Raw genomic sequence first — 23,923 nt, 5'->3', positions numbered from 1 at the left:
GCCTCCCGCACCCGCGCCCCCCGTCCCGGAACCGGAACCGGAACGTGCGTCGCCGCGGCCCACCGTGCGCCCCGAACCACCGGCCCCGGCTCCCGTAGCGCTCCCCGCCTACCGAAAGCCGGCCGGCAAGGCACCACGGACCGGGCCTTCGCTGGTCTCGCTCACCCTTCTGATCACCGCTCCCGCCGTCTTCGCCGTAGCCGTGCTACGGCCCCGCTCGTCCCGCTGACCGAAGAAGGGAACCCATGTCGGAATGGCTTGTTCTGACCATTGCGATGGCGTCGGCATGCGCTGTCGTCCTGACCATCGCCGTCCTCAGCAACCGCCGCCTGGCCGAGGACGACGACCCCTCCGAGACGCCTGACGTCATCGAGTACATGACGATGATGATCGGCGTGGTGTACGCGATCGTGCTCGGACTGGCCATCGCCGGCGTCTGGGAGGGCCGTAGCGCCGCCCAGGAGTCGGTACGCCTCGAGGCGCAGGCGCTGCACGAGGTGAGCGCACGGTCGGCCGTCTACCCGGCCGAGGTCCGCGACCGGATCCGCGCGGACGTCGACGCGTACGTGTCCCATGTGATCGGCGACGAATGGAGGTCGATGACGGATCACGGGAGTCTCACGGAGGAGGGCACCAGACTTCTCGACCGGGTGCGGGCCGATGTGACGGAGTACAAGCCACGGACGGACCACGAAGGGCAGGCGTACCAACCGCTGGTGGACCAGGTGGCCGCAGTCGACGACGCGCGTGGGTCCCGGGGGCAGAACGCGGGTGCGACCATGCCGGGCGTCGTCTGGTTCGGCCTGATCACCGGGGCCGTGGTGACGGTCGGGCTGATCTTCACGCTCCAGATCCGCAGAACCTTCCGCGAATTGCTGCTGGCCGGTCTCTTCAGCGTCCTGATCGCTTTTCTGCTCTTCCTGATCTGGGACTTCGACGCCCCGTTCGGCCGGGGCATCTCGGCGACCACGGCTCCCTTCGTGGATCTGTTCCCGCACACCACGGGCCGATAGGAGCGCACCCACCCCGTGCTGTCCCCCGGCAGGTCCGCCGGCCGGGGGACATGACTGCCCCATTCGCCGGACACCGATCGCGGGTGATATGCGGCGCTTCTACCGTTTCGGGCATCGGGGTGCATCCATGCCTCGCGGAAATCCGTTCCGCGGCTGCTCCTCGGGACCCGGAGGATTCACCATGCGCGCGATACGTGTCGCACCCGTCGCCCTGCTGGGCGCCGCCGCCTGCTTTCTGATGGCACCGGCCGCATCCGCCGATGCGCTCAACGGCGGTACGTCCAACCCGTTCACGCCGACCATCACTCCGTCGAGGGTCGCGCCGGGGGGCCAGGTCACTCTCGGCGCCATGGGGTGCACCAGTGACGCGACCGCGTTCTCGGGGGTGTTCGACACGACCACCATTCCGAGCGGGAGGTCGGCCACGGCCACGGTCGACCGGGACGCCAGACGCGGTGCGGTCTACGAGGTGACCTTCCGCTGCGGCACCACCACACGGTCGGCCAACCTGACCATCACCAGCGGTGCCACCAGCTCCCCCACCACCACCCCGACCACGGCCCCCACTACCAGCTCCACCGCCACTCCCAGCGGCGTGCTGGGCGGTCTCGGGGGAAGCGTCGACACGATGGACCCCGCGGAGATCGCGGCCGGTTCCGCACTGGTGGCGGTCGCCTCGGCGGGCGCCTTCTACGTTCTGCGCAAGCGCCGTACTGGCCGTCAGCACTGACGGTCCGGCAGTACCGCATACGGCCACACGACAGTCGCCCCGGGTCCTGATCCAGGACTCGGGGCGACGGGCGTATCGGGCCGTCAGGAAGGTTCGACGTGTCAGATCGCCGCATTGCTCATCCGGCGGCGGACGAGGAAGACGGCACCGCCGACGGCTGCCGCCGCGACAAGACCGCCACCGACCTGCATCTCGACGGAGCTGGGGCCCACCGAGCCGCCGAGGCCGCCCTGCGCGCCCCGCGAGTGGAGCACGGTGAAGCGCGCCGTCGCGACCGACGGGTCGCCACCGTTACCGCCCTGGCCACCATTGCCGCCGTTGCCACCCTGGCCACCGTTGCCGCCACCGTTGCCGCCCTGGCCCCGGTCGCCACCGTTGCCGCCCTGGCCGCCGTCACCTCCGTTACCGCCCTGGCCCCGGTCATTTCCGTTGCCACCCTGCCCCCGGTCGCCGCCGTTGCCGCCCTGGCCGCCATTGCCTCCGTTGCCGCCGCCGAAGTTGTTGTCGCTGTCGTTGCACCTCACGGACAGGCTGTACTGGCCGGGCGTCGCGTTGTCCCGGATACGCGCCGTGGCGTAGCCGACCCGGCCCGGCGAGAGGTTCACCGTCGGGAAGGCGTTCGACCACACCCGGCCACCGGAACGCCCGCAGCCCTCTGCGCTGACCTGCATCGTGGCGCCCTGGAAGACCGAGGACGGGTTGACGGTGACATTGGTCGGGAAGTTGCTCGGGTTACTGCCCGGGCCGCCGCCGGCGGCTGCCAGCGGGGCAGCGAGCCCGACCGCCGCGAAGGCGGTCGCGGTCACCGCGAGAGCGCGTGAAGCACGCATCTTTGAACCTCCAGCGGGAAGCGCCCCGGAGTCATGCCCTCCGGGATCAGTCGACGAGAACGCATCCCATGACGAACCCTCACCAGATACCGCACATGTCGCATGTCGGCACTGCTCCACCCCGGTGAGCCGACACGCCGTCGGCCGGGCACGCGATCTGACGGAGCCGCAGGTCACGGAGCGTCAGAAGTTTTATCGGCTCATTACTCCGAAGAGAAGGCACCGTCGGAGGGGCCCGATCGGCCGCCACCCGTTCGCCCTCCCCTGATCGCCGCGGCGCGGACACCCGCCTAGCGTGGCGATGTCGCGACGAAGGGAGAACCATGGGCCGGGACCAGTGGGGCACCGGGCGGAGCAGACGCACACCGTGGGGCGCGATCGCCCTGGTGATGCTCACCGGGCTCGCTCTCATGCGCAACGGCGTGGAGACGTCCCCCGGGCCGCCGCAGCCCGCCGCCGCGGCTTCGGTGGCCGGACCGCGGGACACGGGAGTGTCCGCCCCGGTGGGGGGCGAGGCCGTGGAGCCGCTCGCCTACGCCCCCGCAGCGCGCATCCGGATTCCGTCGATCCAGGTCGACGCGCCCGTCGTGGATGTGAACCTGGACCCGGCCGGCTGGATCGAGGCACCCCCCGCCCAGGACCCGAACCTCGCCGGCTGGTACCAGAACGGCATCGCCCCGGGCCAGCGCGGGACCTCCGTGATGGTCGGTCACGTCGACAACCTCGCCGGTCCGGCGGTCTTCTACGGGCTGGGCTCCCTCGACAGGGGCCAGGAGATCGAGGTGTCCCGCTACGACGGCCGGATCGCGGTGTTCGAGATCTACGGCGTCGAGGTCTTCGCCAAGAACGACTTCCCCGGAGCCCGGGTGTACGGCGACACCGGGCAGGCCGAACTCCGGGTCATCACCTGTGGCGGCGGTTACTCGAAGGCCGACGGGTACGACGCCAACGTGGTCGTCTTCGCCCGGCTGGTCGAGACGCGATAGCCGGGACGGGCACCTGACGCCCGCGGTCAGCTGCGGTGCGGGACCGTAGGACGGTAGCCCCGCTCGATGAGCGCCGGCAGGTACCGGCGCAGGGCGGCCACGCTCTGGGACCTGTTCCCGCCCGCGTCGTGCGACAGCACCACGACGCCGGGCGCCGCGCCCTTCTCGACCCGGCGGACGATGGTGTCGGTGCCCGGCGTGGTCCAGTCAAGTGTGTCGACGGTCCAGGCCATCGGCTCCATGCCCAGCGCCGCACCGATCTCGAATGAATTTCGGTTCCAGGCGCCGTAGGGGGCCCGGTACCAGAGCGGGGGGCCTCCCAGCGTCCTCTCGATCACCTCGCTGGTGCTGCCCAGCTCGTCGCGGATCGCGCCTCGGGAGAGCTTCGGGATCAGCGGGTGCGACCAGGAGTGGTTACCGACCACATGTCCGTCGCCGGCCATCTCGCGGAGCAGGTCGGGGTTGTCGGCCGCCATCTCTCCGCAGACGAAGAACATGGCACGCACGCCGTATCTGCGGAGCGTGGCAAGGATGTCCGGGGTGTAGCGCGGGTCAGGACCGTCGTCGAAGCTGAGCACCATGGCGTCGCTCCCCAGTTCGGGCAGTTCCTCGAACGGACGGGTGCGCACGGGCGGGGTGGCGGGCCGGAAGCGGGGCGGTGCGGTCGAGGTCATCGGCCGCAGCCGGTAGGCGCCGGGAGCAGCCTGTGCCCTCGACGGAGGTCCGGCGGCCGGAGCCAGGGGCTCGCCGCCGGGGCGCACGGGCGTCCCGGCCGGATCAGCCGCGATCATGTGCACCGCGGTGGCGGCCCCCAGTGCGAGGGCGAGGCGCAGCACGGTGCGCCGTTCTGCTGGGGTCCGATCATTTTTCATGACCAACTGCTCGCACGGAGTCATGTCCACTCCTGCCGCCGACACCGGACAACGAATTTTTTGCACCCATTGGACGGAGCGCCCCGGCGCGGACACCCAGGGCCCCGTGTGGAGGCGCACCGGGCACGTCCGGCGGGAGCGACTACCCTCAAGGCCGTGACAGACCAGCAACAACACCGGTTCGAGCGCGGCACGGACGGTCCCAAGGTGATCGTCGCGGGAATCGACGGGTCCGAGTCCTCGATGCGGGCCGCGGCGTATGCGGCGGGCCTCGCCCGTCGGCAGAACGCGATGCTCGCCCTCGTCTACGTCCAGCCGGTGATGTCGGCCGGCGCCGCTCTGGGAGTCCCGGTCGCCGAAACCACCGGGGAGGTCGCCGAGGGTCTGGTGAACGAGATCCGGACCGCGACCGAGCGGCTCAAGGACATATGGAACGTCCGCTGGGAGTTCCACACGTTCCCCGGCGACCCCTACAACGGCCTGGTGACCGCGGCCGACGAACTGAAGGCGGACGCCGTGGTCGTGGGCGCGTCGGAGTCCGCCGGGCACCGCTTCATCGGATCGGTCGCGGTCCGGCTCGTGAAGGCCGGGCGCTGGCCTGTCACCGTCGTGCCGTAGCGCCCACGCGGGAGCCGGGCGTCACTTCCCGGCGACGAGACCGTCCTGGGCCGCACCACGGCTGAGGACCGCACGCTGGATCCGGTCGCGGATCTCGCGCAGACGGCCGCTTTCCCCTGCCGGGGTGGCGGCCGCGGCGCCCAGGTCCACGACGCGCCCCGCCCCGGGGTCGAACCACTGCGGGATGAATTCGGCCTTCTCGACGGTCCACCGCTGCCCGGCCTTCGCGGGCGGCCCGAAGGTGAAGCGGCCCATCGAGCTCTCGTTGGCGCGCCGGTCCCGGGCTCCTTCGTGGTTGACCATGGCGCCCGCGACCTGGTCCCCCATGCCGTACACGATCCAGGTGCCGTTGACCTTCTCGTACGCCTGCGGGACGTGCGCGTGGGTTCCGAGGATCAGGTCGATGTCGGGGCGTTCGCCGGTGCCGGAGGCCGTGAGTTCGCGGCCGAGTGCGAGCTGGACGTCGTCGGGGGCGTCCTGCCACTCGGTGCCCCAGTGCAGGGAGACGACCACCACGTCGGCGCCCGCCTTGCGGGCCGCCCTGGCGTCCGAGACGATCCGGTCCTTGTCGATCAGATTGACCGCCCAGGGCTGCCCGTCGGGGAGCGGGATGTCGTTGGTGCCGTAGGTGTAAGCGAGGTGGGCGACCTTCGCCGCGTCCTTGCCCTTGCCCTTGCCCGCCGTGAGCACGGTGGGGCGGGACGCCTCCTCGGGGGAGCGCGCCGATCCGGCGTGGGCGACGCCGGCGCGGTCCAGCGCGTCCAGGGTGCGTCCGATTCCCTGGGCTCCGTCGTCGAGGGTGTGGTTGGAGGCGGTGGAGCAGGAGTCGTAGCCGGTGGCGCGCAGGGCGGACGCCACCTCGGGCGGCGATTTGAACGACGGATATCCGGTGTAGGGGCCGCCTTCCTGGCCGTACGCCGTCTCCATGTGACAGATGGCCAGATCCGCACCAGAGACCGCGGGAGCGGCACCCTTGAGCATCGGGCGGAAGTCGTAGCCCTTGCCACCCGCGTCGGCGGCGGCCCGTTCGATGATCACGGAGTGCGGCAGGATGTCGCCCGAGGCCAGAAGCGTGAAGGTGCGCGCGCCCTCCGCCTTCCCGGCGCCCGCCCCGTTGACACCCGGCGCGTCGGCGTGGTGCCGCCCGGCGAATCCGGGGGGCGAGGACTGCTGGCCGGTACAGGCTGTTGCGGTGGCGAGCAGGCCGGCGACGGCGACCGCCGCGCCCAGTCGGATGCGCTTCGTCATCTGCACGACTCCCAATTCGGATCATTTCGACCATCCGAATACACATATATTCATACTGACTAGTCAAGGACAAAGGCGACGATGTACCTGAATCGGCCGTATCGCCGACTGCCGACCGTTCACCGCACCACTCGCCGCTCCGTGCGACCGCTCGGCGCACACCCCGGTGCACCGCCTGTTCCCCCGCGCCCTCATGCGTTCGTATACGCCAGGCAGGGAGCGAGGCGATGGGGCCTCTTCGGGAAGGGACGTTCACGATGACCACTGCGACAACCGATGAGCGGGCCCTCGCGGAACTGCAGCGGGAGCACGGGGCCGCGCTGTTCCGCTTCCTGCTCGGACTGACCTTCGGCGACCGGCAGCGGGCGGAGGACCTGTTGCAGGAGACGCTGGTCCGCGCCTGGCAGCACCCGGAGGCGTTCGACGCCCCCTACGACTCGATGCGCCCGTGGCTGTTCACCGTCGCCAGGAGACTGGCCATCGACGCGCGCCGCTCCCGCCAGGCCAGGCCGGCCGAGGTCAGCGACGTCGTACTGGAGGGCGCGCCCGCCCAGGAGGACACCGCGGACTCGGCGGTCCACGCCCTCGATGTGCGTGAGGCGGTGAGCACGCTCAGCCCCGAGCACCGCGCGGTGCTCGTCCAGATCTACTTCCGGGGGCTCAGCGTGGGCGAGACCGCGCAGGCCCTGGGGATACCGCCGGGCACCGTCAAGTCCCGCTCGTACTACGCGCTGCGGCTGCTGAGCCGCAATCTGCCCGGCTACTCGAGCAGGTCCTCGACGTTGAGCAGCGCGAGCAGGGACACCGCGTCCGCGACCTCCACGTAGGCCGCGGCACATGCCGCGCACCGCTGGAGGTGCCGGGCCACCGAGCCGCTCTCGGCTTCTCCCAGGGCATCGAGAACGTAGGCGCCCAGCAGCTGCCGCACATGCGGTTCGTCGCCGTGGTCGGCGGTCATCGCACCTCGAATCTCCCGACGGATCCTGCCCTTCTGCCCACGCGGGGCGCGTGCCCCCGGTTCAATGCTGCGTGTAGCCCGGTACCGAGTCGACGAAAGAGGCGAGACGGGATGCGTCCCGAACATCACGAGGAGACCGGTGGGGGCGGGCTGCTGGTCCCGATGGCCTGGATGTACTCCGAGTACATCGCCGACGAGGTGCTGGTGACCGGCGACCTGATGGAGCCGACGACGCTGGAGTACCGGGCGGGGCGCGACGCGCTGGCCCTGACGATCTTCCTGTCCGACGGGGCCGTCGCCGACGAGCTCCCCGTGGCGCGGGTGGACGAGCTGCGGCTGCTCACGGCGTACGGTGCCGCGTGGAGGCGCTGGGTCTGTGCCCGGCTGGAGGCGTTGCAGCGTCCGACCGCTCCGGCCGGGCGCCCGGATCCCGACCTCGCGATGGCGCGGGCCACCTGGCGGTGGCTGGAGGAGACCGAACTCCTGGCCGCGGACCTCGATGCGATCACTCCGCCACCGTGGGAGCAGGCGGACGACGGGGAGGGCGAGACGCAGGTGTGGACCCCGGCCTGGCGGCTGGGCCTGCCACTGGGGCATCTGGCCGTCCATCTGTACTGAGCGGCAGCCGCTCACGAACCGTGGACGCCCGCCCGGTACTTGGGAAGCCGCAGGGTGATCTTCATCCCTGCTCCGACTCCCGTCTCGATGACGAGCCCGTAGTCGTCCCCGTACACCTGGCGGAGCCGCTCGTCCACGTTGAGCAGCCCGATGCCGGTCGAGGTGCCGCCCTCGCCGCGCAGGATCTGCCTCAGGCGCTCGGGCTCCATCCCGGTTCCGTCGTCCTCGATGACGACCTCGGCCTCGGCGCCCGCGTCCAGTGCGCTGATCGTGACGCGGATGGGGGCGTCCTGCGCCCGGACCGGATCGAGGGGCCTGGGAAGGGTGGCGGCGCCCTCGAGGCCGTGCTTGACGGCGTTCTCGACCAGGGGCTGGAGGCAGAGGAACGGGAGCGAGACGGGAAGCACCTCCGGCGCGACCTGAAGGGTCACGGAGAGCCGTTCACCGAAGCGGGCCCTCACCAGCGCCAGATACTGGTCGATGGAGTGGAGTTCGTCGGCCAGGGTGGTGAACTCCCCGTGCCGGCGGAACGAGTAGCGGGTGAAGTCGGCGAATTCCAGGAGGAGTTCACGGGCCCGCTCGGGGTCGGTCCTGACGAAGGAGGCGATGGCGGCCAGTGAGTTGAAGATGAAGTGCGGGGAGATCTGAGCCCTCAGTGCCTTGATCTCGGCCTCGATGAGCTGCGTACGGGAGCGGTCGAGCTCGGCGAGTTCCAGCTGCACGCAGACCCATCGGGCGACCTCCCCCGCCGCCCTGGCCAGCACCGCCGATTCCCGGGACGCGTAGGCGACGAGCGTGCCGAGCACCCGGTGGTCGACGGTCAGCGGGACGGCGACGGCCCAGCGCAGCGGGCAGTCGACGTCGCCGCAGTCGCTGTGGAAGGCGGTGTCCCTGCCGCTGGCGAGGAGCCCCTGGACATGGCCCATCACGTCCTGGCCGTGGTGGTCCCCTTCGCCGTCCCACACCAGCACCTGGTCGCGGTCGGTGAGGCACAGGGCGTCGGTTCCGAGCAGTGAACGCAGCCCGCGGGCCGCCTTGCGCGCGCTCTCCTCCGTGAGCCCCGCGCGCAGCGGCGGCGCCGCGAGGGACGCTGTGTGCAGGGTCTCGAAGGTGGCGTGCTCCACGGGTGTGCCCACGTCGCTGGTGCGCACGGGACGGACGGTGCGGCCCAGGAGGAAGCCTGTGCCGAACAGCAGCAGGACGACTACGGCGATGACGGCGACACCGGCCCCGGTCACCGCACGCGCCCCGAGGTCAGCGCTTCCGGCAGATGGAAGCGGGTCATGGCCGCGTTGGTGCCCGGCGGTATTTGTCCCGGAGTGGCCAGGGAGACCAGGATCATCGCGAGGAAGCCGACCGGTACGGACCAGACGGCGGGCCACGCCAGCAGGGCGTGCGGCCAGCCGGGCGGGCGCACCGCGCCGCTGACGGTGATGGCCACGGACAGCAGCGCGGAGCCGCCGCCGAGGAGCAGCCCGGCGATCGCACCCGGCGGGGTGAGCCGGCGCCACCAGATGCCGAGGACGAGCAGCGGGCAGAAGGACGACGCGGAGACCGCGAAGGCCATCCCGACGGCGTCGGCCACCGGGACCCGGCTGACGACCAGCGAGCCGGCCAGCGGCACCGCGATGGCAAGGACGGTGGCCAGCCGGAAGTGGCGTACGCCCCGCGAGGGCAGGACGTCCTGGGTGATCACGCCGGCCACCGCCATGGTGAGCCCTGACGCAGTGGACAGGAACGCGGCGAACGCTCCGCCCGCGAGGAGCGCGCCGAGCAGGTCACCGCCGAGGCCGCCGATCACGCGGGCGGGCAGCAGCAGCACGGCGGCGTCGGCGTCTGTGCCGTGCATGAGTTCCGGCGCGTAGAGACGGCCCAGGGCGCCGTACACCGGAGGCAGCAGGTAGAAGAGCCCGACCAGTGCGAGGACGGCGACGGTGGTGCGGCGGGCGTCGCGGCCGTTGGGACTGGTGTAGAAGCGGACCACCACGTGGGGCAGGCCCATGGTGCCGAGGAAGGTCGCCACGATCAGTCCGTATGTCGCGTAGAGCGGATGGTCGGCGCGGAAGACGGAGATCTGCTCGTCGAAGCTGACACGGGGGCGCCCGTCACCCTGCCAGGCGAGCACCAGGAAGATCGCGGGCACCAGCAGCGCGGTCAGCTTCAGCCAGTACTGGAACACCTGCACGAAGGTAATCGAGCGCATGCCGCCCGCCGCGACGGCCACCACCACGACGGAGGCGACGAGCACGTCGCCGAGCCAGCCCGGCGCACCGGTGAGGATCTTCAGGGTGAGGCCCGCGCCCTGGAGCTGCGGCACCAGGTACACCCACCCGGCGCCGACGACGAACACGCTGACCAGCCGGCGCACCTGGCGTGATTCGAGCCGCCCCTCGGCGAAGTCGGGAAGGGTGTACGCGCCCGAGCGGCGCAGCGGAGCGGCGACGAACACCAGCAGCACGAGATATCCGGCGGTGTAGCCGACCGGGTACCAGAGCATGTCGGGACCGTGCACCAGTACCAGGCCCGCGATGCCGAGGAAGGAAGCGGCCGAGAGGTATTCGCCGCTGATCGCCGCGGCATTGAGCCTCGGCCGTACGGTGCGCGACGCGACGTAGAAGTCGGAGGTGGTCCGGGATATCCGCAGACCGAAACCGCCGACGAGGACGGTGGCAAGGACGACGAGGGCGACCGCCACCACCGCCGACGGGTGGCCGGGTGCGCTCACGGTGCGGGGAGGCCTTCCACGAGTCTGGCGAAGTCGCGCTCGTTGCGCTCGGCCCTGCGCACGTACCACCAGGCGGCGAGGGTGAGCGGCGGACAGGTGGTGAAGCCGAGCACCGCCCACACGAGGACGTTGCTGTGCAGCGCCTCGAAGACCAGGGGCAGGGTTCCGGCCACGAGGGCGAGCACCGCGAACACGGTGAGCCCGGCGCGGAGCTGGCTGCGCATCAGGGAGCGGACGTAGGCGCCGCCCAGGGCGGTCTGCTCGTCGATCTCCGACTGGGCCCGGTAGCGGGGCAGCGGACGCACCCGGCGGGGCTCGCCCGTGACCACTTCGCGCCGGGGCGTGCTCTCTGCGGACATGGGCCCGGAGTGTAGGCGGCCCGGGGCCCGGCTGGGAAGGGCCGCCGTCGGGTAGAGCCAGGTCAGCGGCCGGTCTGCCGCATCAGGAGGTCCCGGAGGGCCCGGGTGTGGCGCCGGCTGACCGCGAGTTCCGCTTTCCCGATGCGGACGCTCATGCTGCCGGCGTCGAGCCGGAGTTCGTCGATCCGGTTCAGCGCCACGAGATGCCGTCGGTGGATGCGCACGAACCCCCGGGAGCGCCAGCGCTCCTCAAGGGTCGTGAGCGGCACCCGGACGAGGTGGCTGCCCGTCGCGGTGTGCAGCCGGGCGTAGTCGCCCTGCGCCTCGGCGTAGGCGATGTCGACGACGGGCACGAAGCGGATGACCCCGCCCAGTTCCACCGCGACCTGGTCGGCGGCCGTGTCGTGGACGGTAGCGGAGCGCTCACCGACCTGCTCGGCGACGCGGCGGACGGCCTCGGCCAGGCGTTCGCGGCGGACGGGTTTGAGTACGTAGTCGACGGCCTTCAGGTCGAAGGCGTGTACGGCGAAGCCTTCGTGGGCGGTGACGAAGACGATGAGCGGCGGTGCGGCGAACCCGGCCAGGAGCTGGGCGACGTCGAGTCCCGTCAGTCCCGCCATGTGGATGTCCAGGAACACGACGTCGATGGCCGAGGGGTCCTCGGGCCCGGCGTCCACGGCACCTCCGATACGGCGCAGCGCCTCGGTGGCGCCCGTGGCGCCCTCGGCACTCCGGATACGGGGGTCGGCGCGCAGGAGGTAGAGGAGTTCCTCCAGAGCGGGTTCTTCGTCGTCGACGGCGAGTACGCGCAGCATGAGGCCGGAGTTTATGTGCTGGACCGGCGTGATGGCATGAGCGATTCACGGGTTCGTCACGTACCGGAGAACATGCGTGCCGTCGAACTGCACAGAGACGCCGGAGCCTACGCGCTCGGGGTGCTGGGGGCTGCCGACGCCTGTCGTTTCGAGCGGCATCTGGCGGACTGTGCCGCGTGCGTGCTCCGGGTTCGGGAGTTCGGCGTGGTGGTGCACCACCTGGCGGCGTACGCACACGGGCTGCGGCCGGGATGCCTTCCGCCGTCCGCCCGGTGGCGGCGGTGACGCCGGCCGCTACTTGAGCAGGCGGGACAGCCGGCGGTCGGCGAGGGGCTTGCCGCCGGTCTGACAGGTGGGGCAGTACTGCAGCGACGAGTCGCTGAACGACACCTCGAGCACGGTGTCGCCGCAGACCGGGCAGGGCTGCCCGGTGCGGCCGTGGACGCGCATGCTGGTCTTCTTCTCCGCCTTGAGCCGGCCCGCGGCGACGCCCCGGGAGCGTTCGACCGCTTCCTGGAGCGTGGTGCGCATCGCGTTGTACAGATGCGTGATGTCGTCGTCGCCGAGGCTGGTGGTGAGCTTGAACGGGGACATCTTCGCGACGTGCAGGATCTCGTCGCTGTAGGCGTTGCCGATGCCCGCGATCAGCGACTGGTCGCGCAGAGCGCCCTTGACCTGTCTGCGGGCCCCGGCGAGCACCGTCGCGAACGCGTCCCGGTCGAAGGAGGCGACGAGCGGATCGGGCCCGAGGCGTGCCACCCCGGGTACGTCCGCCGGATCGTGCACCAGATGGACGGCCAGGCGCTTGGTGGTGCCCATCTCGGTCAGGTCGAAGCCGTCGCCGCCGGTGAGGACCGTCCGCAGCGCGAGCGGGCCCTTGCCCGGCCGTGGCGGGGTGGCGGGAAAGCTGTCCTTCCACTGAAGCCAGCCGGCCCGCGCGAGGTGGATGAGCAGATGAAGCTGCCCTGCCGTGATGTCGAGGAACTTCCCGTGCCGGGTCACGGAGGTCACGGAGGTGCCTTCGAGCGCGGTGGGAGGCGGGTCGTACGTCTTCAGGACGTTGATCGCGAGCGGCAGGACGCGGGCGATCTCCCTGCCGACCAGATGGTCCTCGAGGAAGTCCCGCAAGGCTTCGACTTCCGGCAGTTCGGGCATGACTCCAGCCTGCCGCAACGGCCCCGCGCATGCCTGCCGGACGCACGGCGCGTTCGTACGGCCGGTTCAGGGACCGGGCTCGCTCAGGCGGTAGACCCGCCGCGCGGTGCCCGCGAGGACGGACCGCTGTTCGTCGTCCCCGAGCCGGCCGATCAGCTCGCGTGACGTGCTCAGGACGTCGGCGTACCCGGCGGCGAGCCGGCACACCGGCCAGTCGGAGCCGAACATCAGCCGGCCGGGGCCGAAGGCGTCGATGACGGTTTCCGCGTAGGGCCGCAGGTCCTCGACGCTCCAGGACCGCGGGTCCGCCTCGGTGACCAGGCCGGAGAGTTTGCAGACGGTGTTGGGCAGCGCGGCGAGCGCCCGCAGTCCGTCGGCCCAGGGGTGCGTCGTGCGCCGCGCCACCGGCGGCTTGCCCGCGTGGTCGAGGACGAAGGTGAGACCGGGCAGCAGGGCGGCTGCACGGACGGCCGAGGGCAGTTGGCGGGGCCGGACGATCAGGTCGTAGGCGAGTCCGGCGTCGGCGACGGCCCGCAGTCCGCGCAGGACTCCGGGGCGCAGCAGCCACTCGGGGTCGGGTTCGCCCTGGACCTGGTGGCGGATTCCGACGAGCCGGCCGCCTCCGGGCAGGGCGCGGAGCGCGGCGAGGGTGTCGGCGACGTCCGGTGCGGTGAGGTCGGTCCAGCCGACGACGCCCGCGACGAGCGTGCTCCCGTCGGCGAGCGCGAGGAGTTCGGGGGTCTCCTCGGCGACGGTGACCGTCTGGACGAGGACGGTGGCGGCGACGCCGGAGGCACGTGCCTCGGGCTCCAGCTCGGCGAGCGTGAAGGTACGGCGGATGGGGGCGAGTTCCTCGCCGGTGATCCACTCCTGGTCGCGCACCGCGAGGTCCCACACATGGTGATGGGCGTCGATGACCTGCTCGGAGGCCATGTCAGAGCAGCCCTTCCGCGCGCAGGTCGGCCCAGAGGGCGTCCGGGACCGGATTTCGCAGCTGGGCTGCGGCGTCCCTCACCTCGTCCGGGGAGCGGGTGCCCACGAGGACGCCCGCGACGGCGGGGTGGCGCAGCGGGTAGTGCAGGGCCGCGGCGCGCAGCGGGACACCGTGCCGCTCGGTGACGGCCCTCATCCGCACGGCGCGCTCCAGGACGGCCGCGGGCGCCGCGGTGTAGTCGTACGTCGATCCGGGCCGCGGGTCGGCGAGCAGCCCCGAGTTGAAGACACCTCCGACGACGACGCTGCGGCCCCGGGCGGCCGCCTCCGGCAGCAGGGTGTCGAGGGCGCTGTGGTCGAGGAGGGTGAAGCGGCCCGCGCAGAGGACGGCGTCGACGTCGGTCTCGCGCAGGAAGCGGGTGAGCATCGCGGTCTGGTTCATGCCCGCGCCGATGGCACCGACCATGCCCTCCGCGCGCAGCTTCTCCAGCGCCGGGTAGCCCTCACGGAAAGCTGCCTCCCCGTGGTCGTCGGGGTCGTGCAGATAGACGATGTCGACGCGGTCGAGGCCGAGCCGGCCGAGGCTGTCCTCGACGCTGCGGCGGATGCCGTCGGCGGTGAAGTCCCAGCGGCGCCGGTGGGTGTGCGGCACGGCGAACCCCTCGGACAGTCCGTTACGGGCCGCCGTCTCCGCGGGAGGCAGCGGATCGAGCAGGCGGCCCGCCTTCGTGGACACCGCGTAGGAGCCCCGGGGCCGGTCGCGCAGCGCCTCTCCTAGACGGCGTTCGGACAGCCCGAGACCGTAGTGCGGTGCGGTGTCGAAGTAGCGGACGCCCTCGTCCCACGCCGCGCCGACGGCGGCGGCGGCCTGCTCGGGGCCGACCTCCGTGAACAGGTTGCCGATGGCTGCCGCACCGAAGGACAGTTCGGTGATCTCGACCGTGCTGCGTCCGAGCCTGATGCGCCGCATGCTTCTGCCGCCCCCGCCGGTGATCCCTGATGGTCCGTACAGGACTATTCATCGGATCAATCGGCCGCGTCAACAGGATCCGGCGGATCGGCCCTCACGCGGGAGCGGGCACCGTGGGCACGAGTGCGTGCAGGTCGTGCAGCTCCTCACCAACCGCGGAGGCCAGCCGGTCGAGATCCGGCAGCGCCTTCCCGTCGGCCACCAGTCCGACCTGTACCCGTCCGCCGTACGTGGAAAGGGCGACGGCCAGTGACTGCCCACGGGCCAGCGGCGCCATCGGGAAGACGGCGCGCAGCGGGCAGCCGCCGAGCGAGAGTGCCGACCGGGGCAGGGGCACGCTGGTGACCAGGACGTCGAAGAGCATCCGGGCCGCGCTCCCCGCCAGTGGCGCTCCGAACCGGTGTGCCAGCGCGGGCAGCTGGTCGGCCAGTACGGCGACGGCGCCCGCGCCGCGCAGCGGTCCCGCCGACTTGTTGCGGTCCATGCCCGTGCGCACGAGGCGCAGCCGTTCCCGGGCGTCGGGTTCGGTGACGGGCAGCCCGAGCAGGTAGGCCGAGAGTCTGTTGCCGGTGGCCGCCCCACCGGGCCGGCGCCGGGAGACTGGGACCAGGGCTCGCGGGTCGGCGCCGGGGAGCGGGTCGCCCCGTTCGAGCATCCACCGGCGCAGCGCACCGGCGACCAGGGCGAGCAGCACATCGTTGGAGGTGCCGCCCTCGGTGCGCCGGATGCGCTGCACCGCTTCGGCGTCGAGTTCGGCGGTGGCGAGCCGCCGCGTGCCGCTGGAGCGCGCGGTCAGAGCCGTGGTGGCTCGCAGGTCGAGGCGGCTGGCGCGTACGACGGAGGCGCCGACCCCCAGCGCCCGGCCGACTTCCCCGAGCCGGCCCATCGCCATGCCCGCCGCCTCGTACGGGCCGGGCAGCCAGGAGCGGGGCGGTACGGGCGGCCGTCGGCGCACCGTGCCGCGGCCGGCACCGGCGGAGGCGATCTGGTCGAAGATGCCGGCGCCGATGGCGACGGCCCGCATCCCGTCGGCGAGCGCGTGGTGCAGCTTCACGAGGACGGCGAACGGGCCGTCCCCCGGGCTGCCGAGCAGGTACATCTGCCAGGGCGGCAGGCCCCGCCCGAGCGGCCGCTCCATGAGTTCACCGGCGAGCCGGGCCGCCTCCGCCATGAAGTCGCCCTCGGGGAGCACGACCCGCCTGACGTGCCGGTGCACATCGAAGTCCTTGTCCGTGAACCAAGCTGCGCCGCCGACGGGCAGCAGGACGTCACGGACCCGCATCCGCAGCCGGGGGATGGCGGCGGCCCGCGCTCCGAGCAGTTCGAGCAGGTCGTCCGGGGCCACGCCTGGTACCGGGTCGAAGACCGCGAGGGCGCCGAGGTGCATCGGATGCGCCTCGGATTCGAGGTGCCAGAAAGCCAGATCAAGCGGTGCCAGAAGCTCGGTACTCAACGGGGCCTCGCGTCGTCGGCGGCGGAACGGCGGGATCGCAGTCAATCCCACAGGGCCGGTTACGGTCAATCATGGACATGTTACGTACTGTTACAGTCTCGCGCGGCCTCGGCCGCGGCGCTACCGGTGCTCCGGGATCAGGAATTCGCACCACACGCATTTGCCGTTGCCCCGGGACTCCACTCCCCAGATGTCGGCCAGTCGGTCGACGAGCATGAGCCCGCGGCCCGAGACTCCGGACTCCCCCGCGTCCCTGCGGCGCGGCAGCGCGCTGGAGCGGTCCTCCACGTCGACGCGGAGGCGGCGTTCGGATCCGGTGAGCACCCGGATGGTGAGGATGGCGCCGCCGTCGGTGTGCATGAGCGCGTTCGTGATCAGCTCGTCGGCCGCGAGCTCGACCTCGTCGGCCCGGTCCTTCGCCCCCCAGGCACGCACCGCCGCCCGGATCATGTGGCGGGCGGAGGTGAGCGCCTCCGGGTCGTTCTGCGCGACGTGCTGCTGGAGCCGGCCGCCCGGGTGGGGGGCGTGGGCGGCGTCGCGGCGCAGCAGCAGCACCGCCATGTCGTCCTCGCCCCCGCGCTCGTCGACCACTTCGCAGAGCCGGTCGGCCAGTCGCTGGAGATCCTGCGGACCGTCACGCACCGTGGAGGCCAGCAGCCGCGTGCCTTCGTCGAGGTCGGTGCCGGGCAGCTCGACCATGCCGTCGGTGAAGAGGACCATCGTCTGGCCCGGGTCCAGATCGACGGTGCTGACGGGGTATTCGAGCTGACCGAACTCCGCGGACAGACCCAGCGGCAGCCCGCCTTCGACCGGCAGTTTGCGGCAGCTTCCGTCGATGTCCCGCAGGGCCGGGTCGACGTGCCCGGCCCTGACCATCTGCACCACACCGGTGGTCAGGTCGGCCTCCGCGTAGGTGCAGGTCGCGAAGCGGTCGGTGTCGAGTTCGTGGAGGAAGACGGACGCCCGCGCCATGACCGTGGCCGGGCTGTGGCCTTCGGCGGCGTAGGCGCGCAGGACGATCCGGAGCTGGCCCATGACGGCCGCGGCGTGCGTGTCGTGCCCCTGTACGTCACCGATGACGGCACCGACCCGGCCGCCGGGCAGCGGAATGATGTCGTACCAGTCCCCGCCGATGTCCCTGCCGAGCCGTGCGGAGCGGTAGCGGACGGCGACCTGGGCCCCCGGGACCTCGGGGATCCGGCGCGGCAGCATCGCCTGCTGGAGCCCTTCGGCGAGGTCGTGCTCCTGCTCGTAGAGCATGGCCCGCTGGAGGCTCTGGGCGATCGAACTGCCGAGAGCCACCAGCAGGTTCCGCTCGTCACTGGTGAAGCCCGCCTTGTTGCCGTAGAGGAGTCCGAGTGCGCCGATCGGGCGCGCCTGGGCGATGAGCGGCATGTAGGCGGCGGCGGTGATGCCGAGGTGGCTGATGTGCGGCCACAGGAGGGGGTAGGAGGTCGCGAAGTCCTCGGGTGTCTCGATGAAGCGCGGCGTGAGGGTGCGGATCACCTCGCTCATCGGATACGGCTCGTCCGTCCGGGTGTAACGGGTCCCCTGCACGTACGCCCCTTCGGGGCCGTCCGCCACCAGATGGATGCGCCCGGCTTCGAGCAGCCCCATGACCAGGCTGGTGGCACCGAGGTTGGCGAGGCCCCGGGAGCTCTTGAGGACGTCGGTGACGTCCTTGACCGTCCGGGCGTGGGCCAGGGCCGCCGTGGTGCCCTCGACCAGGCTGGTACGGCGCCGCCGCTCCTCGTCAACGGTCCGGCGGGCTGTCGACTCGGCCAGTTCCTGGGTGGCGTCCCGGACGATGCCGATGATGCGGCGGGGCCGCCCGGTACCGTCGCGGCGGATGAACCCCTGGGTGTGGGTCCAGCACAGGGAGCCGTCGCGCTGGGTCCTGCGGAAGTACGCGCCGTAGTTGGTACGGCCGCTCTTGAGGGCCTGGGAGACCATGTCGTCGAGCCTGATCGCCTCGTCGGCGGGGACGCGCAGCGCGAGCGTCGCCGGATGACCGTCGTACTCCTCGGGACGCAGGTCGAACACATCGAGCGCGGGCTCGTCCATGTGCATACGGCCGCTGTCCAGGTCCCAGTCGAAGCTGCCCATTCGGTTCAGGGCGAGGCTGAGGTCCGGGTGGGCGGGCCAGTCGTCCGGGAGTGACAGGGCACCCGCTACCCGATCATCCATGTGCGCCACTCTGCCATTATTTGTCCGATTCCTCGACCGAACCCACGCCTTGAACACGTTCACTGCGCCCTCTATGCTCACCGCGACACGAATTGAACATGTTCAGTTCGATGAGGTTCCGTACGCGTGGACGGGGGTGGGCACGATGTCCGTACTGGTCGGGCTGATCGTGATGCTGGGCATGCTGGTGATCGTCCCGCTGGGCCTGGGGCTCGTCGGCGACCGCTCGCTCGAGCGGATACGGCGGCTCTGGCCGCTCTTCGCGGTGCCCGGCGCACTGTCCCTGTGGCTGCCGCGCGGTGGCGCCGCCGCCTCACTCGCGCTCTGCTACGCATTGGGGACCCTGCTGCTCGCCTCCCACGCACCCCGTCGCCTCGCCCGTACGCGCAGCGCACGCCCGGCGGAGGCCGCGCTGCTCACCGCGCTGGTCGCCCCTGCGGTCGCCGCGCTCGCCCTCGTCGCCGAGCGCTCCGGCCACGAACTGTTCGGATTCGGGCTCGGCATCCTCGCGCTGACCGTCCCCCACTTCCACTTCGCGGGTTTCGCCGCCGCACTCGTCGCCGGCCTCGTCTGCCGGGCGGAGGACGGCGCGGCAGGCCGGTTCGCCGCCCTGAGCGTGCCGTTCGGCACGCTGCTCGTCCTCGTCGGCTACTTCACCGGGGACCTGACCGAACTGGCCGGGGCGGTCGTGCTCACCGCGGGAATGTGGACGGTCGCCCTCCTGACCTGGCGCACCGTCCGCGCCGAGGGACAGGGCCGTCTCACCGGCGCTCTCCTCGCCGTCTCGGCCTGCGTGCTCGCGGTGACGATGGTGCTCGCGCTGAGCTGGGCGCTGGGCGAGGCAACCGGACTGCCGCACCCCACACTGACCTGGATGGCGTCCACGCACGGGCTCGGCAACGCGCTGGGCTTCGCTCTCTGCGCCCTGCTCGCGCGGCGCCGGCTCCAGGACCTCACCCGCACGAAAGGCAGGACCGCATGAGCAGCCTGACGTACCCCGAGGCAGGAGCCACCCTGCTCGGACCGCTCCCGGACGGCTACCACCATCTGCACCACCGTGCCGCGGTCGGCAGGGGCAGGGCGGACTTCGAGGCCGCCGGCGCCGCCGTCACCGAATGGCGCATGCACCGTGCCGCCGGCGCCGGGGTACGCGCCTCCGCCGGACGGGCGGCCGCGGGAGTCACCGTCGACGTGTCGGCGGGCATCGGCCCTCTCCGCGTCACCGCCCCCTGCTCGGTCGTCTGGACGGCGTACGAGAAGAACCGCACCGGTTTCGCGTACGGCACCCGGGCGGGCCACCCCGAATGCGGCGAGGAGAGCTTCGTGGTGGAGCTGGCGGACGACGGGACGGTGTGGTTCACCGTCACGGCGTTCTCACGGCCGGCCTCCTGGTACGCACGGCTCGCGGGTCCTCTGGTACCGCTCGTCCAGCACTGGTACGCACGCCGGCTCGGAAACGTGCTCCGCCGGACCGTGTCGGCCGCCTGACGGGCGGCATACGCCGGATACTGGAGGCGATGGAGTGGTTCACCGTAGACGGCTTCTGGCTGAGCAGGCTGATCTTCCAGCGCTCGCTGGCCGCCGTGTATCTGGTCGCGTTCCTCGCCGCGGCGCTCCAGTTCCGGGCGCTGATCGGCTCACGGGGCATGCTCCCCGTGCCCGAACTCCTGCGGCACACCTCGTGGCGGGCCGCGCCCGGTCTGTTCCGCCTCCACTACTCGGACCGCTTCTTCGCGCTGGTCGCCTGGACGGGCGTGGCGGTGTCGCTGGCCCTCCTGGCCGGTCTGGACGCGTACGTCCCGCTGGGCGCGGCGATGGCACTGTGGGCGCTGCCCTGGGTGCTGTACCTGTCGATCGTGCAGGTCGGCCAGGTCTGGTACGGCTTCGGCTGGGAGTCGCTCCTGCTGGAGACGGGCTTCCTCGCGGTCTTCCTCGGCAACGGCGACACCGCGGCGCCGGTGCTGGTGCTGTGGCTGCTGCGCTGGCTGCTGTTCCGGGTGGAATTCGGCGCCGGGCTCATCAAGATGCGGGGGGACGAGTGCTGGCGGCGGCTCAGCTGTCTGGACTTCCACCATGAGACCCAGCCGATGCCGGGGCCGCTGAGCTGGTTCTTCCACCGCCTCCCGAAGCCGGTTCACCGGGTGGAGGTCGCCGCCAACCACGTCACCCAGCTCGTGGTGCCGTTCCTGCTGTTCACCCCTCAGCCGGTGGCGAGTGTCGCGGCCGGGCTCATGGTGGTCACCCAGCTGTGGCTGGTGCTGTCGGGCAACTTCGCCTGGCTGAACTGGCTCACCGTCGTCCTCGCCCTGGCCGCGGTCGACTGGACGCCGATCACCGGACCGCCGCCGGAACAGCCCGGGTCGCCCCTCTGGTACGAGGTGGTGGTCATGGCCGTCACCGCCCTCGTCCTGGCGCTCAGCTACCGCCCGGCACGCAACCTCCTGTCCCGCCACCAGGCGATGAACCGTTCATACGACCCGCTGCACCTGGTCAACACGTACGGGGCCTTCGGGAGCATCAGCAGGATGCGGCTCGAGGTGGTGGTCGAGGGCACCGACGAAGCGGTGATCCACGAGGGGACACGGTGGCTCGAGTACGGCTTCCGCGGCAAGCCGGGCGATCCGCGCAGGCTCCCGCGCCAGTTCGCTCCCTACCATCTGCGGCTGGACTGGATGATGTGGTTCGCCGCGCTCTCCCCCGCGTACGCCCGCAGCTGGTTCGGCCCGTTCGTCGAGCGGCTGCTGCGGGGCGACCGGGACACCCTGCGGCTCCTGGGCCACAACCCGTTCCCCGGCGGTCCGCCCGCCCACATCCGGGCCAGGGTCTTCCACTACCGGTTCACGGACAGCCAGGAGCTGCGGACCACCGGGTGCTGGTGGCACCGGACCTACGTCCGGGACTTCATGAGGCCGGTGGCCCGGCCCGTTCCGCTTCGGCCGGGCGGGAGCGCCCCGGAGAAGCGGGAGGGCAGCCGGTGACACGGCGCACGCGATTCGGCCGGTGGCCGGAAAGAACCCCTGCCCCCGTCCTTGGACGGGGGCAGGGGCCGGGGCGCTGCTCGAAGAGGCGGGACGATCAGTCGATTCCGGGCAGGATGTGCGGCTCGGCCAGATCATCCTCGTAGCCGGCCAGCCTGATCGGTGCCGACCGGGCCCAGACCTCGATGTTCCGGAGCTTCTCGGGCCGGCGGGCCCGCTCTCCGGACAGCTCGGCCGGGCGCGTCTCGGTCTTCGTCATCTCAGGTGTCACCGCGGACTCCTTAGTGTCGCGTTCCCCGGGCGGTGGCGACGCTGCGGCTGGGAGAACCGTGTCGACCACCCTCTGCGGGGCAGGGGCAGAAACAGTTCGGTCGCGGTGGCGCCGGGTACGGGGTGGGACGGCGGCCTGCTTACAGACCTGTCCCAGGACGGCCGAGGAAGCTTCGTGGATTCCTTGGTGGCGTCCGTTCTCCTCAGACTAACCAAATGAGCGCCGTCCCGCTCGACAGAACGTGTGGCCTGGGTCACTTTCAGCCAACAGGACGGCGGCGGCCCGTTGCTCACGGGGTCCGCCGCCGCGCCCGCTGTCACCGCAAGTGGCGTGAGGGAGAGGAGAGACCGGAGGTACGAAGTCGGCCGGAGCTCACCAGCCCGCGGGCGCGTAGTCCTTCAGGAAGCAGCCGTACAGCTCCTCGCCCTGCTCCCCGCGCACGATCGGGTCGTAGACGCGTGCGGCCCCGTCGATGAGGTCGAGCGGGGCGTGGAAGCCCTCCTCGGCGAGGCGGATCTTGTCGGGGTGCGGCCGCTCGTCGGTGATCCAGCCGGTGTCGACCGCCGTCATGAGGATGCGGTCCTTCTCGAACATCTCCTGGGCGCTGGTGCGGGTCAGCATGTTCAGCGCCGCCTTGGCCATGTTGGTGTGCGGGTGTCCCGCCCCCTTGTACCCGCGGCCGAACACTCCCTCCATGGCGGAGACGTTCACCACATAGGTGTGGTCCGCCGCGGCCCGGGCCATCGCCGGGCGCAGCCGGCTGATCAGGATGAAGGGCGCCGTGGAGTTGCAGAGCTGGACTTCGAGGAGCTCGATCGGCTCGACCTCCTCGACGGTCTGGATCCAGCTGTTCGTGTCGTGGAGGTCGGGGACCAGACCGCCGGCGTCGATGGCGGTACCCGCGGCGATACGGGCGGGCGAGGCGGACCCGGTCACCAGCGCGAGGTCCGTGACGTCCTGCGCGCTCAGGCCCTCACCCTCCTTGCGGGCGGCGGGCAGGGCGGCGACGCGGTCGACGGTGCCGCTGCCGAACGTGCCGATCACCTGGGCGGCGGGCAGCTCGCCCGCGGGCAGCGGGGCGGACTCGGCGGAAAGCAGCTCGCCGTACGCCTCCGGGGAGCGGCGTACGGTCTGCGCGGCGTTGTTGATCAGGATGTCCAGCGGGCCCTCGGCGGCGACCGAGTCGGCGAGCGCGACGACCTGGGCCGGGTCACGCAGGTCGATTCCGACGATCTTCAGGCGGTGGATCCACTCGTCGCTGTCGGGCATCGCCTTGAAGCGGCGGATGGCGTCGTTGGGGAAGCGTGTGGTGATGGTGGTGTGGGCGCCGTCGCGCAACAGCCGCAGCGCGATGTACATGCCGATCTTGGCGCGGCCTCCGGTGAGCAGGGCCCGGCGCCCCGTGAGGTCGGTGCGCGCGTCGCGCCGGCCGCGGTTCTCCTTGGCGCACTGCTGGCAGAGCTGGTGGTAGAAGGCGTCCACCTCCACGTACCTGGTCTTGCAGATGTAGCAGGACCTGGGGCGCTGGAGTATCCCCGCGATCTCGGCGGTGGCCGAGGAGGACGGGAGGACGCCCTGCGTCTCGTCGTCGATGCGCTCGGCGGAACCGGTCGCCGTGGCCTCGGTGACAGCTTTGTCGTGCGCGGTCTTGGCTGCGCGCCGCTCCTGGCGGCGACGCTGCTTCACGGTGCGGTAGATACCGGCGGTCGCCCGCCGCACGGCGACGGCGTCGGGGTGGTCGACCTCGATGGTGTTGAGCTCATCGAGCACGCCCAGGCAGACGGCCAGCCGCTCCGGGTCGATTCCGGGACCGAACTCGTCGATACCGGGAGCGAACTCCTGGCTGTCCTCTGTCACCGTCATTGCCGTTCCTCTGTCACTCGTCACTCATGCCGCTGTCGGGCTTCGAAGTGGGGAGTGATCCGGCCGGGAGCCGGCGAGGGCAGGCGCGCACGGGCGGAATGCCCCGGTCAAGTCTGCCACGAGTCGTGCGTTGCTCCGTTCGGCTGCCTGCCCCCGGATCCCACCGGCAGGGAGGGAGCGGCACACGCCGGCGAGCACGACCGGCAGACACACCGCCGGCAGCGTCGCCCCGCTGACGCGAACCACCCGGACAGTCACAGAAAGTGATATCAGGCGGCCTCGTCCGGCCGTCCGGGAATCTCCACGAAAAAACTTCGGCATCCGGTGGCATTACTTCCGGA

Annotated in this window: 24 protein-coding genes and 1 pseudogene; 10 read left to right on the top strand and 15 right to left on the bottom strand. The window is 71.5% G+C overall.

Annotation, left to right across the window (positions count from 1 at the left end):
- The 3 genes and pseudogenes from BFF76_RS33360 to BFF76_RS18940 all read left to right on the top strand — a co-directional run.
- Positions 1-229 (top strand): annotated as a pseudogene (locus BFF76_RS33360) (hypothetical protein); the annotation flags it as partial.
- 16 nt (positions 230-245) lie between these two features.
- Entirely contained in the window at positions 246-1,013 is a 768-nt protein-coding gene (locus BFF76_RS18945; RefSeq protein WP_065848686.1) for a bestrophin-like domain, read from the top strand.
- A 181-nt stretch (positions 1,014-1,194) separates the two neighbouring features.
- Positions 1,195-1,743, top strand: coding sequence for a hypothetical protein (locus tag BFF76_RS18940; protein ID WP_031101114.1), 549 nt, complete (start codon positions 1,195-1,197; stop codon positions 1,741-1,743).
- Positions 1,744-1,844: 101 nt separating this feature from the next.
- On the opposite strand, the gene BFF76_RS18935 is transcribed toward BFF76_RS18940, so the two are convergent.
- Positions 1,845-2,573 (bottom strand): hypothetical protein, encoded by a 729-nt coding sequence (locus tag BFF76_RS18935; RefSeq protein WP_031101115.1) that lies wholly within the window; start codon positions 2,571-2,573, stop codon positions 1,845-1,847.
- A 323-nt stretch (positions 2,574-2,896) separates the two neighbouring features.
- Here BFF76_RS18935 and BFF76_RS18930 point away from each other — a divergent pair, with 323 nt between their 5' ends.
- Positions 2,897-3,559, top strand: coding sequence for a class F sortase (locus BFF76_RS18930; RefSeq protein WP_065848685.1), 663 nt, complete (start codon positions 2,897-2,899; stop codon positions 3,557-3,559).
- A 26-nt stretch (positions 3,560-3,585) separates the two neighbouring features.
- On the opposite strand, the gene BFF76_RS18925 is transcribed toward BFF76_RS18930, so the two are convergent.
- Positions 3,586-4,431 carry a polysaccharide deacetylase family protein gene (locus BFF76_RS18925; RefSeq protein ID WP_065848690.1) on the bottom strand — a complete coding sequence of 282 codons (846 nt, stop codon included), beginning with the start codon at positions 4,429-4,431 and terminating at the stop codon, positions 3,586-3,588.
- 156 nt (positions 4,432-4,587) lie between these two features.
- Between BFF76_RS18925 and BFF76_RS18920 the strand changes: the two genes are divergently transcribed.
- Positions 4,588-5,049: a universal stress protein gene (locus BFF76_RS18920; protein WP_031101119.1), complete on the top strand. Its 462-nt coding sequence runs from the start codon at positions 4,588-4,590 to the stop codon at positions 5,047-5,049.
- Positions 5,050-5,070: 21 nt separating this feature from the next.
- Here the strand turns inward: BFF76_RS18920 and BFF76_RS18915 are convergent, their stop codons facing one another.
- Complete coding sequence (locus BFF76_RS18915) at positions 5,071-6,297, bottom strand: CapA family protein (RefSeq protein WP_065848689.1); 1,227 nt, start codon at positions 6,295-6,297, stop codon at positions 5,071-5,073.
- Between the two features lie 257 nt (positions 6,298-6,554).
- Between BFF76_RS18915 and BFF76_RS18910 the strand changes: the two genes are divergently transcribed.
- Complete coding sequence (locus BFF76_RS18910; protein ID WP_031101123.1) at positions 6,555-7,124, top strand: sigma-70 family RNA polymerase sigma factor; 570 nt, start codon at positions 6,555-6,557, stop codon at positions 7,122-7,124.
- Here the strand turns inward: BFF76_RS18910 and BFF76_RS18905 are convergent.
- A complete protein-coding gene (locus BFF76_RS18905) occupies positions 7,058-7,255 on the bottom strand; it encodes a zf-HC2 domain-containing protein (RefSeq protein WP_053929852.1) in 198 nt (65 codons plus the stop codon). The genes BFF76_RS18910 and BFF76_RS18905 overlap by 67 nt on opposite strands.
- A gap of 111 nt (positions 7,256-7,366) precedes the next feature.
- On the opposite strand from BFF76_RS18905, the gene BFF76_RS18900 reads away from it, so the two are divergent.
- Positions 7,367-7,873: a hypothetical protein gene (locus tag BFF76_RS18900; protein ID WP_053929851.1), complete on the top strand. Its 507-nt coding sequence runs from the start codon at positions 7,367-7,369 to the stop codon at positions 7,871-7,873.
- 11 nt (positions 7,874-7,884) lie between these two features.
- On the opposite strand, the gene BFF76_RS18895 is transcribed toward BFF76_RS18900, so the two are convergent.
- The 9 genes from BFF76_RS18895 to BFF76_RS18850 all read right to left on the bottom strand — a co-directional run bounded on the left by BFF76_RS18895 (position 7,885) and on the right by BFF76_RS18850 (position 18,470).
- Positions 7,885-9,111 (bottom strand): histidine kinase, encoded by a 1,227-nt coding sequence (locus BFF76_RS18895; protein WP_065848684.1) that lies wholly within the window; start codon positions 9,109-9,111, stop codon positions 7,885-7,887.
- Positions 9,108-10,598, bottom strand: a complete 1,491-nt coding sequence (locus BFF76_RS18890; protein WP_031101128.1) for a sodium/solute symporter — start codon at positions 10,596-10,598, stop codon at positions 9,108-9,110. Before BFF76_RS18890 ends, BFF76_RS18895 begins: the two co-directional genes overlap by 4 nt.
- Entirely contained in the window at positions 10,595-10,957 is a 363-nt protein-coding gene (locus BFF76_RS18885) for a hypothetical protein (RefSeq protein WP_051834808.1), read from the bottom strand. The genes BFF76_RS18890 and BFF76_RS18885 overlap by 4 nt, the downstream gene beginning before the upstream one ends.
- Positions 10,958-11,019: 62 nt before the next feature.
- Entirely contained in the window at positions 11,020-11,772 is a 753-nt protein-coding gene (locus tag BFF76_RS18880) for a LytR/AlgR family response regulator transcription factor (RefSeq protein ID WP_031101132.1), read from the bottom strand.
- A 294-nt stretch (positions 11,773-12,066) separates the two neighbouring features.
- Complete coding sequence (locus BFF76_RS18870) at positions 12,067-12,927, bottom strand: Fpg/Nei family DNA glycosylase (RefSeq protein ID WP_053929848.1); 861 nt, start codon at positions 12,925-12,927, stop codon at positions 12,067-12,069.
- 66 nt (positions 12,928-12,993) lie between these two features.
- Complete coding sequence (locus tag BFF76_RS18865; RefSeq protein WP_053929847.1) at positions 12,994-13,860, bottom strand: amidohydrolase family protein; 867 nt, start codon at positions 13,858-13,860, stop codon at positions 12,994-12,996.
- A 1-nt stretch (position 13,861) separates the two neighbouring features.
- On the bottom strand, positions 13,862-14,830 hold the full coding sequence (locus BFF76_RS18860; protein WP_065848683.1) for an aldo/keto reductase: 969 nt from the start codon (positions 14,828-14,830) through the stop codon (positions 13,862-13,864).
- Between the two features lie 94 nt (positions 14,831-14,924).
- Entirely contained in the window at positions 14,925-16,283 is a 1,359-nt protein-coding gene (locus BFF76_RS18855) for a wax ester/triacylglycerol synthase family O-acyltransferase (RefSeq protein ID WP_053929845.1), read from the bottom strand.
- 120 nt (positions 16,284-16,403) lie between these two features.
- On the bottom strand, positions 16,404-18,470 hold the full coding sequence (locus BFF76_RS18850; RefSeq protein ID WP_031095304.1) for a SpoIIE family protein phosphatase: 2,067 nt from the start codon (positions 18,468-18,470) through the stop codon (positions 16,404-16,406).
- Between the two features lie 145 nt (positions 18,471-18,615).
- Between BFF76_RS18850 and BFF76_RS18845 the strand changes: the two genes are divergently transcribed.
- Genes BFF76_RS18845 through BFF76_RS18835 form a run of 3 tightly spaced genes read left to right on the top strand, consistent with a single transcriptional unit; the run spans position 18,616 to position 21,448 of the window.
- Complete coding sequence (locus tag BFF76_RS18845) at positions 18,616-19,452, top strand: YndJ family protein (protein ID WP_065848688.1); 837 nt, start codon at positions 18,616-18,618, stop codon at positions 19,450-19,452.
- A complete protein-coding gene (locus tag BFF76_RS18840; RefSeq protein ID WP_065848682.1) occupies positions 19,449-19,958 on the top strand; it encodes a DUF1990 family protein in 510 nt (169 codons plus the stop codon). The genes BFF76_RS18845 and BFF76_RS18840 overlap by 4 nt, the downstream gene beginning before the upstream one ends.
- 29 nt (positions 19,959-19,987) lie before the next feature.
- Entirely contained in the window at positions 19,988-21,448 is a 1,461-nt protein-coding gene (locus BFF76_RS18835) for a lipase maturation factor family protein (protein ID WP_065848681.1), read from the top strand.
- Positions 21,449-21,545: 97 nt separating this feature from the next.
- Here the strand turns inward: BFF76_RS18835 and BFF76_RS33030 are convergent, their stop codons facing one another.
- Together BFF76_RS33030 and BFF76_RS18830 are read right to left on the bottom strand one after the other, a co-directional pair.
- Positions 21,546-21,719 (bottom strand): hypothetical protein, encoded by a 174-nt coding sequence (locus tag BFF76_RS33030; RefSeq protein WP_167359509.1) that lies wholly within the window; start codon positions 21,717-21,719, stop codon positions 21,546-21,548.
- A gap of 372 nt (positions 21,720-22,091) precedes the next feature.
- The gene (locus tag BFF76_RS18830) at positions 22,092-23,582 is read right to left on the bottom strand and encodes an SDR family NAD(P)-dependent oxidoreductase (RefSeq protein ID WP_053929842.1); all 1,491 of its coding nucleotides are present in this window, start codon (positions 23,580-23,582) and stop codon (positions 22,092-22,094) included.
- Positions 23,583-23,923: the final 341 nt, after the last annotated feature.

The organism is Streptomyces mutomycini (genome assembly GCF_001700505.1).
Lineage (GTDB): Bacteria > Actinomycetota > Actinomycetes > Streptomycetales > Streptomycetaceae > Streptomyces > Streptomyces mutomycini.
The sequence above is the reverse complement of the archived record's forward strand: the minus strand, read 5'-3'. Positions and strand labels throughout refer to the sequence as shown.

What these genes read in the sequence shown, in the direction of transcription:
- BFF76_RS18905 (WP_053929852.1), bottom strand. Translation starts at nt 7,255, where the DNA reads ATGACCGCCGACCACGGCGACGAACCGCATGTGCGGCAGCTGCTGGGC.
- BFF76_RS18940 (WP_031101114.1), top strand. Translation starts at nt 1,195, where the DNA reads ATGCGCGCGATACGTGTCGCACCCGTCGCCCTGCTGGGCGCCGCCGCC.
- BFF76_RS18870 (WP_053929848.1), bottom strand. Translation starts at nt 12,927, where the DNA reads ATGCCCGAACTGCCGGAAGTCGAAGCCTTGCGGGACTTCCTCGAGGAC.
- BFF76_RS18930 (WP_065848685.1), top strand. Translation starts at nt 2,897, where the DNA reads ATGGGCCGGGACCAGTGGGGCACCGGGCGGAGCAGACGCACACCGTGG.
- BFF76_RS18915 (WP_065848689.1), bottom strand. Translation starts at nt 6,297, where the DNA reads ATGACGAAGCGCATCCGACTGGGCGCGGCGGTCGCCGTCGCCGGCCTG.
- BFF76_RS18925 (WP_065848690.1), bottom strand. Translation starts at nt 4,431, where the DNA reads ATGAAAAATGATCGGACCCCAGCAGAACGGCGCACCGTGCTGCGCCTC.
- BFF76_RS18910 (WP_031101123.1), top strand. Translation starts at nt 6,555, where the DNA reads ATGACCACTGCGACAACCGATGAGCGGGCCCTCGCGGAACTGCAGCGG.
- BFF76_RS18880 (WP_031101132.1), bottom strand. Translation starts at nt 11,772, where the DNA reads ATGCTGCGCGTACTCGCCGTCGACGACGAAGAACCCGCTCTGGAGGAA.
- BFF76_RS18885 (WP_051834808.1), bottom strand. Translation starts at nt 10,957, where the DNA reads ATGTCCGCAGAGAGCACGCCCCGGCGCGAAGTGGTCACGGGCGAGCCC.
- BFF76_RS18835 (WP_065848681.1), top strand. Translation starts at nt 19,988, where the DNA reads ATGGAGTGGTTCACCGTAGACGGCTTCTGGCTGAGCAGGCTGATCTTC.
- BFF76_RS18845 (WP_065848688.1), top strand. Translation starts at nt 18,616, where the DNA reads ATGTCCGTACTGGTCGGGCTGATCGTGATGCTGGGCATGCTGGTGATC.
- BFF76_RS18865 (WP_053929847.1), bottom strand. Translation starts at nt 13,860, where the DNA reads ATGGCCTCCGAGCAGGTCATCGACGCCCATCACCATGTGTGGGACCTC.
- BFF76_RS18840 (WP_065848682.1), top strand. Translation starts at nt 19,449, where the DNA reads ATGAGCAGCCTGACGTACCCCGAGGCAGGAGCCACCCTGCTCGGACCG.
- BFF76_RS18850 (WP_031095304.1), bottom strand. Translation starts at nt 18,470, where the DNA reads ATGGATGATCGGGTAGCGGGTGCCCTGTCACTCCCGGACGACTGGCCC.
- BFF76_RS18860 (WP_065848683.1), bottom strand. Translation starts at nt 14,830, where the DNA reads ATGCGGCGCATCAGGCTCGGACGCAGCACGGTCGAGATCACCGAACTG.
- BFF76_RS18935 (WP_031101115.1), bottom strand. Translation starts at nt 2,573, where the DNA reads ATGCGTGCTTCACGCGCTCTCGCGGTGACCGCGACCGCCTTCGCGGCG.
- BFF76_RS18830 (WP_053929842.1), bottom strand. Translation starts at nt 23,582, where the DNA reads ATGACGGTGACAGAGGACAGCCAGGAGTTCGCTCCCGGTATCGACGAG.
- BFF76_RS18900 (WP_053929851.1), top strand. Translation starts at nt 7,367, where the DNA reads ATGCGTCCCGAACATCACGAGGAGACCGGTGGGGGCGGGCTGCTGGTC.
- BFF76_RS18945 (WP_065848686.1), top strand. Translation starts at nt 246, where the DNA reads ATGTCGGAATGGCTTGTTCTGACCATTGCGATGGCGTCGGCATGCGCT.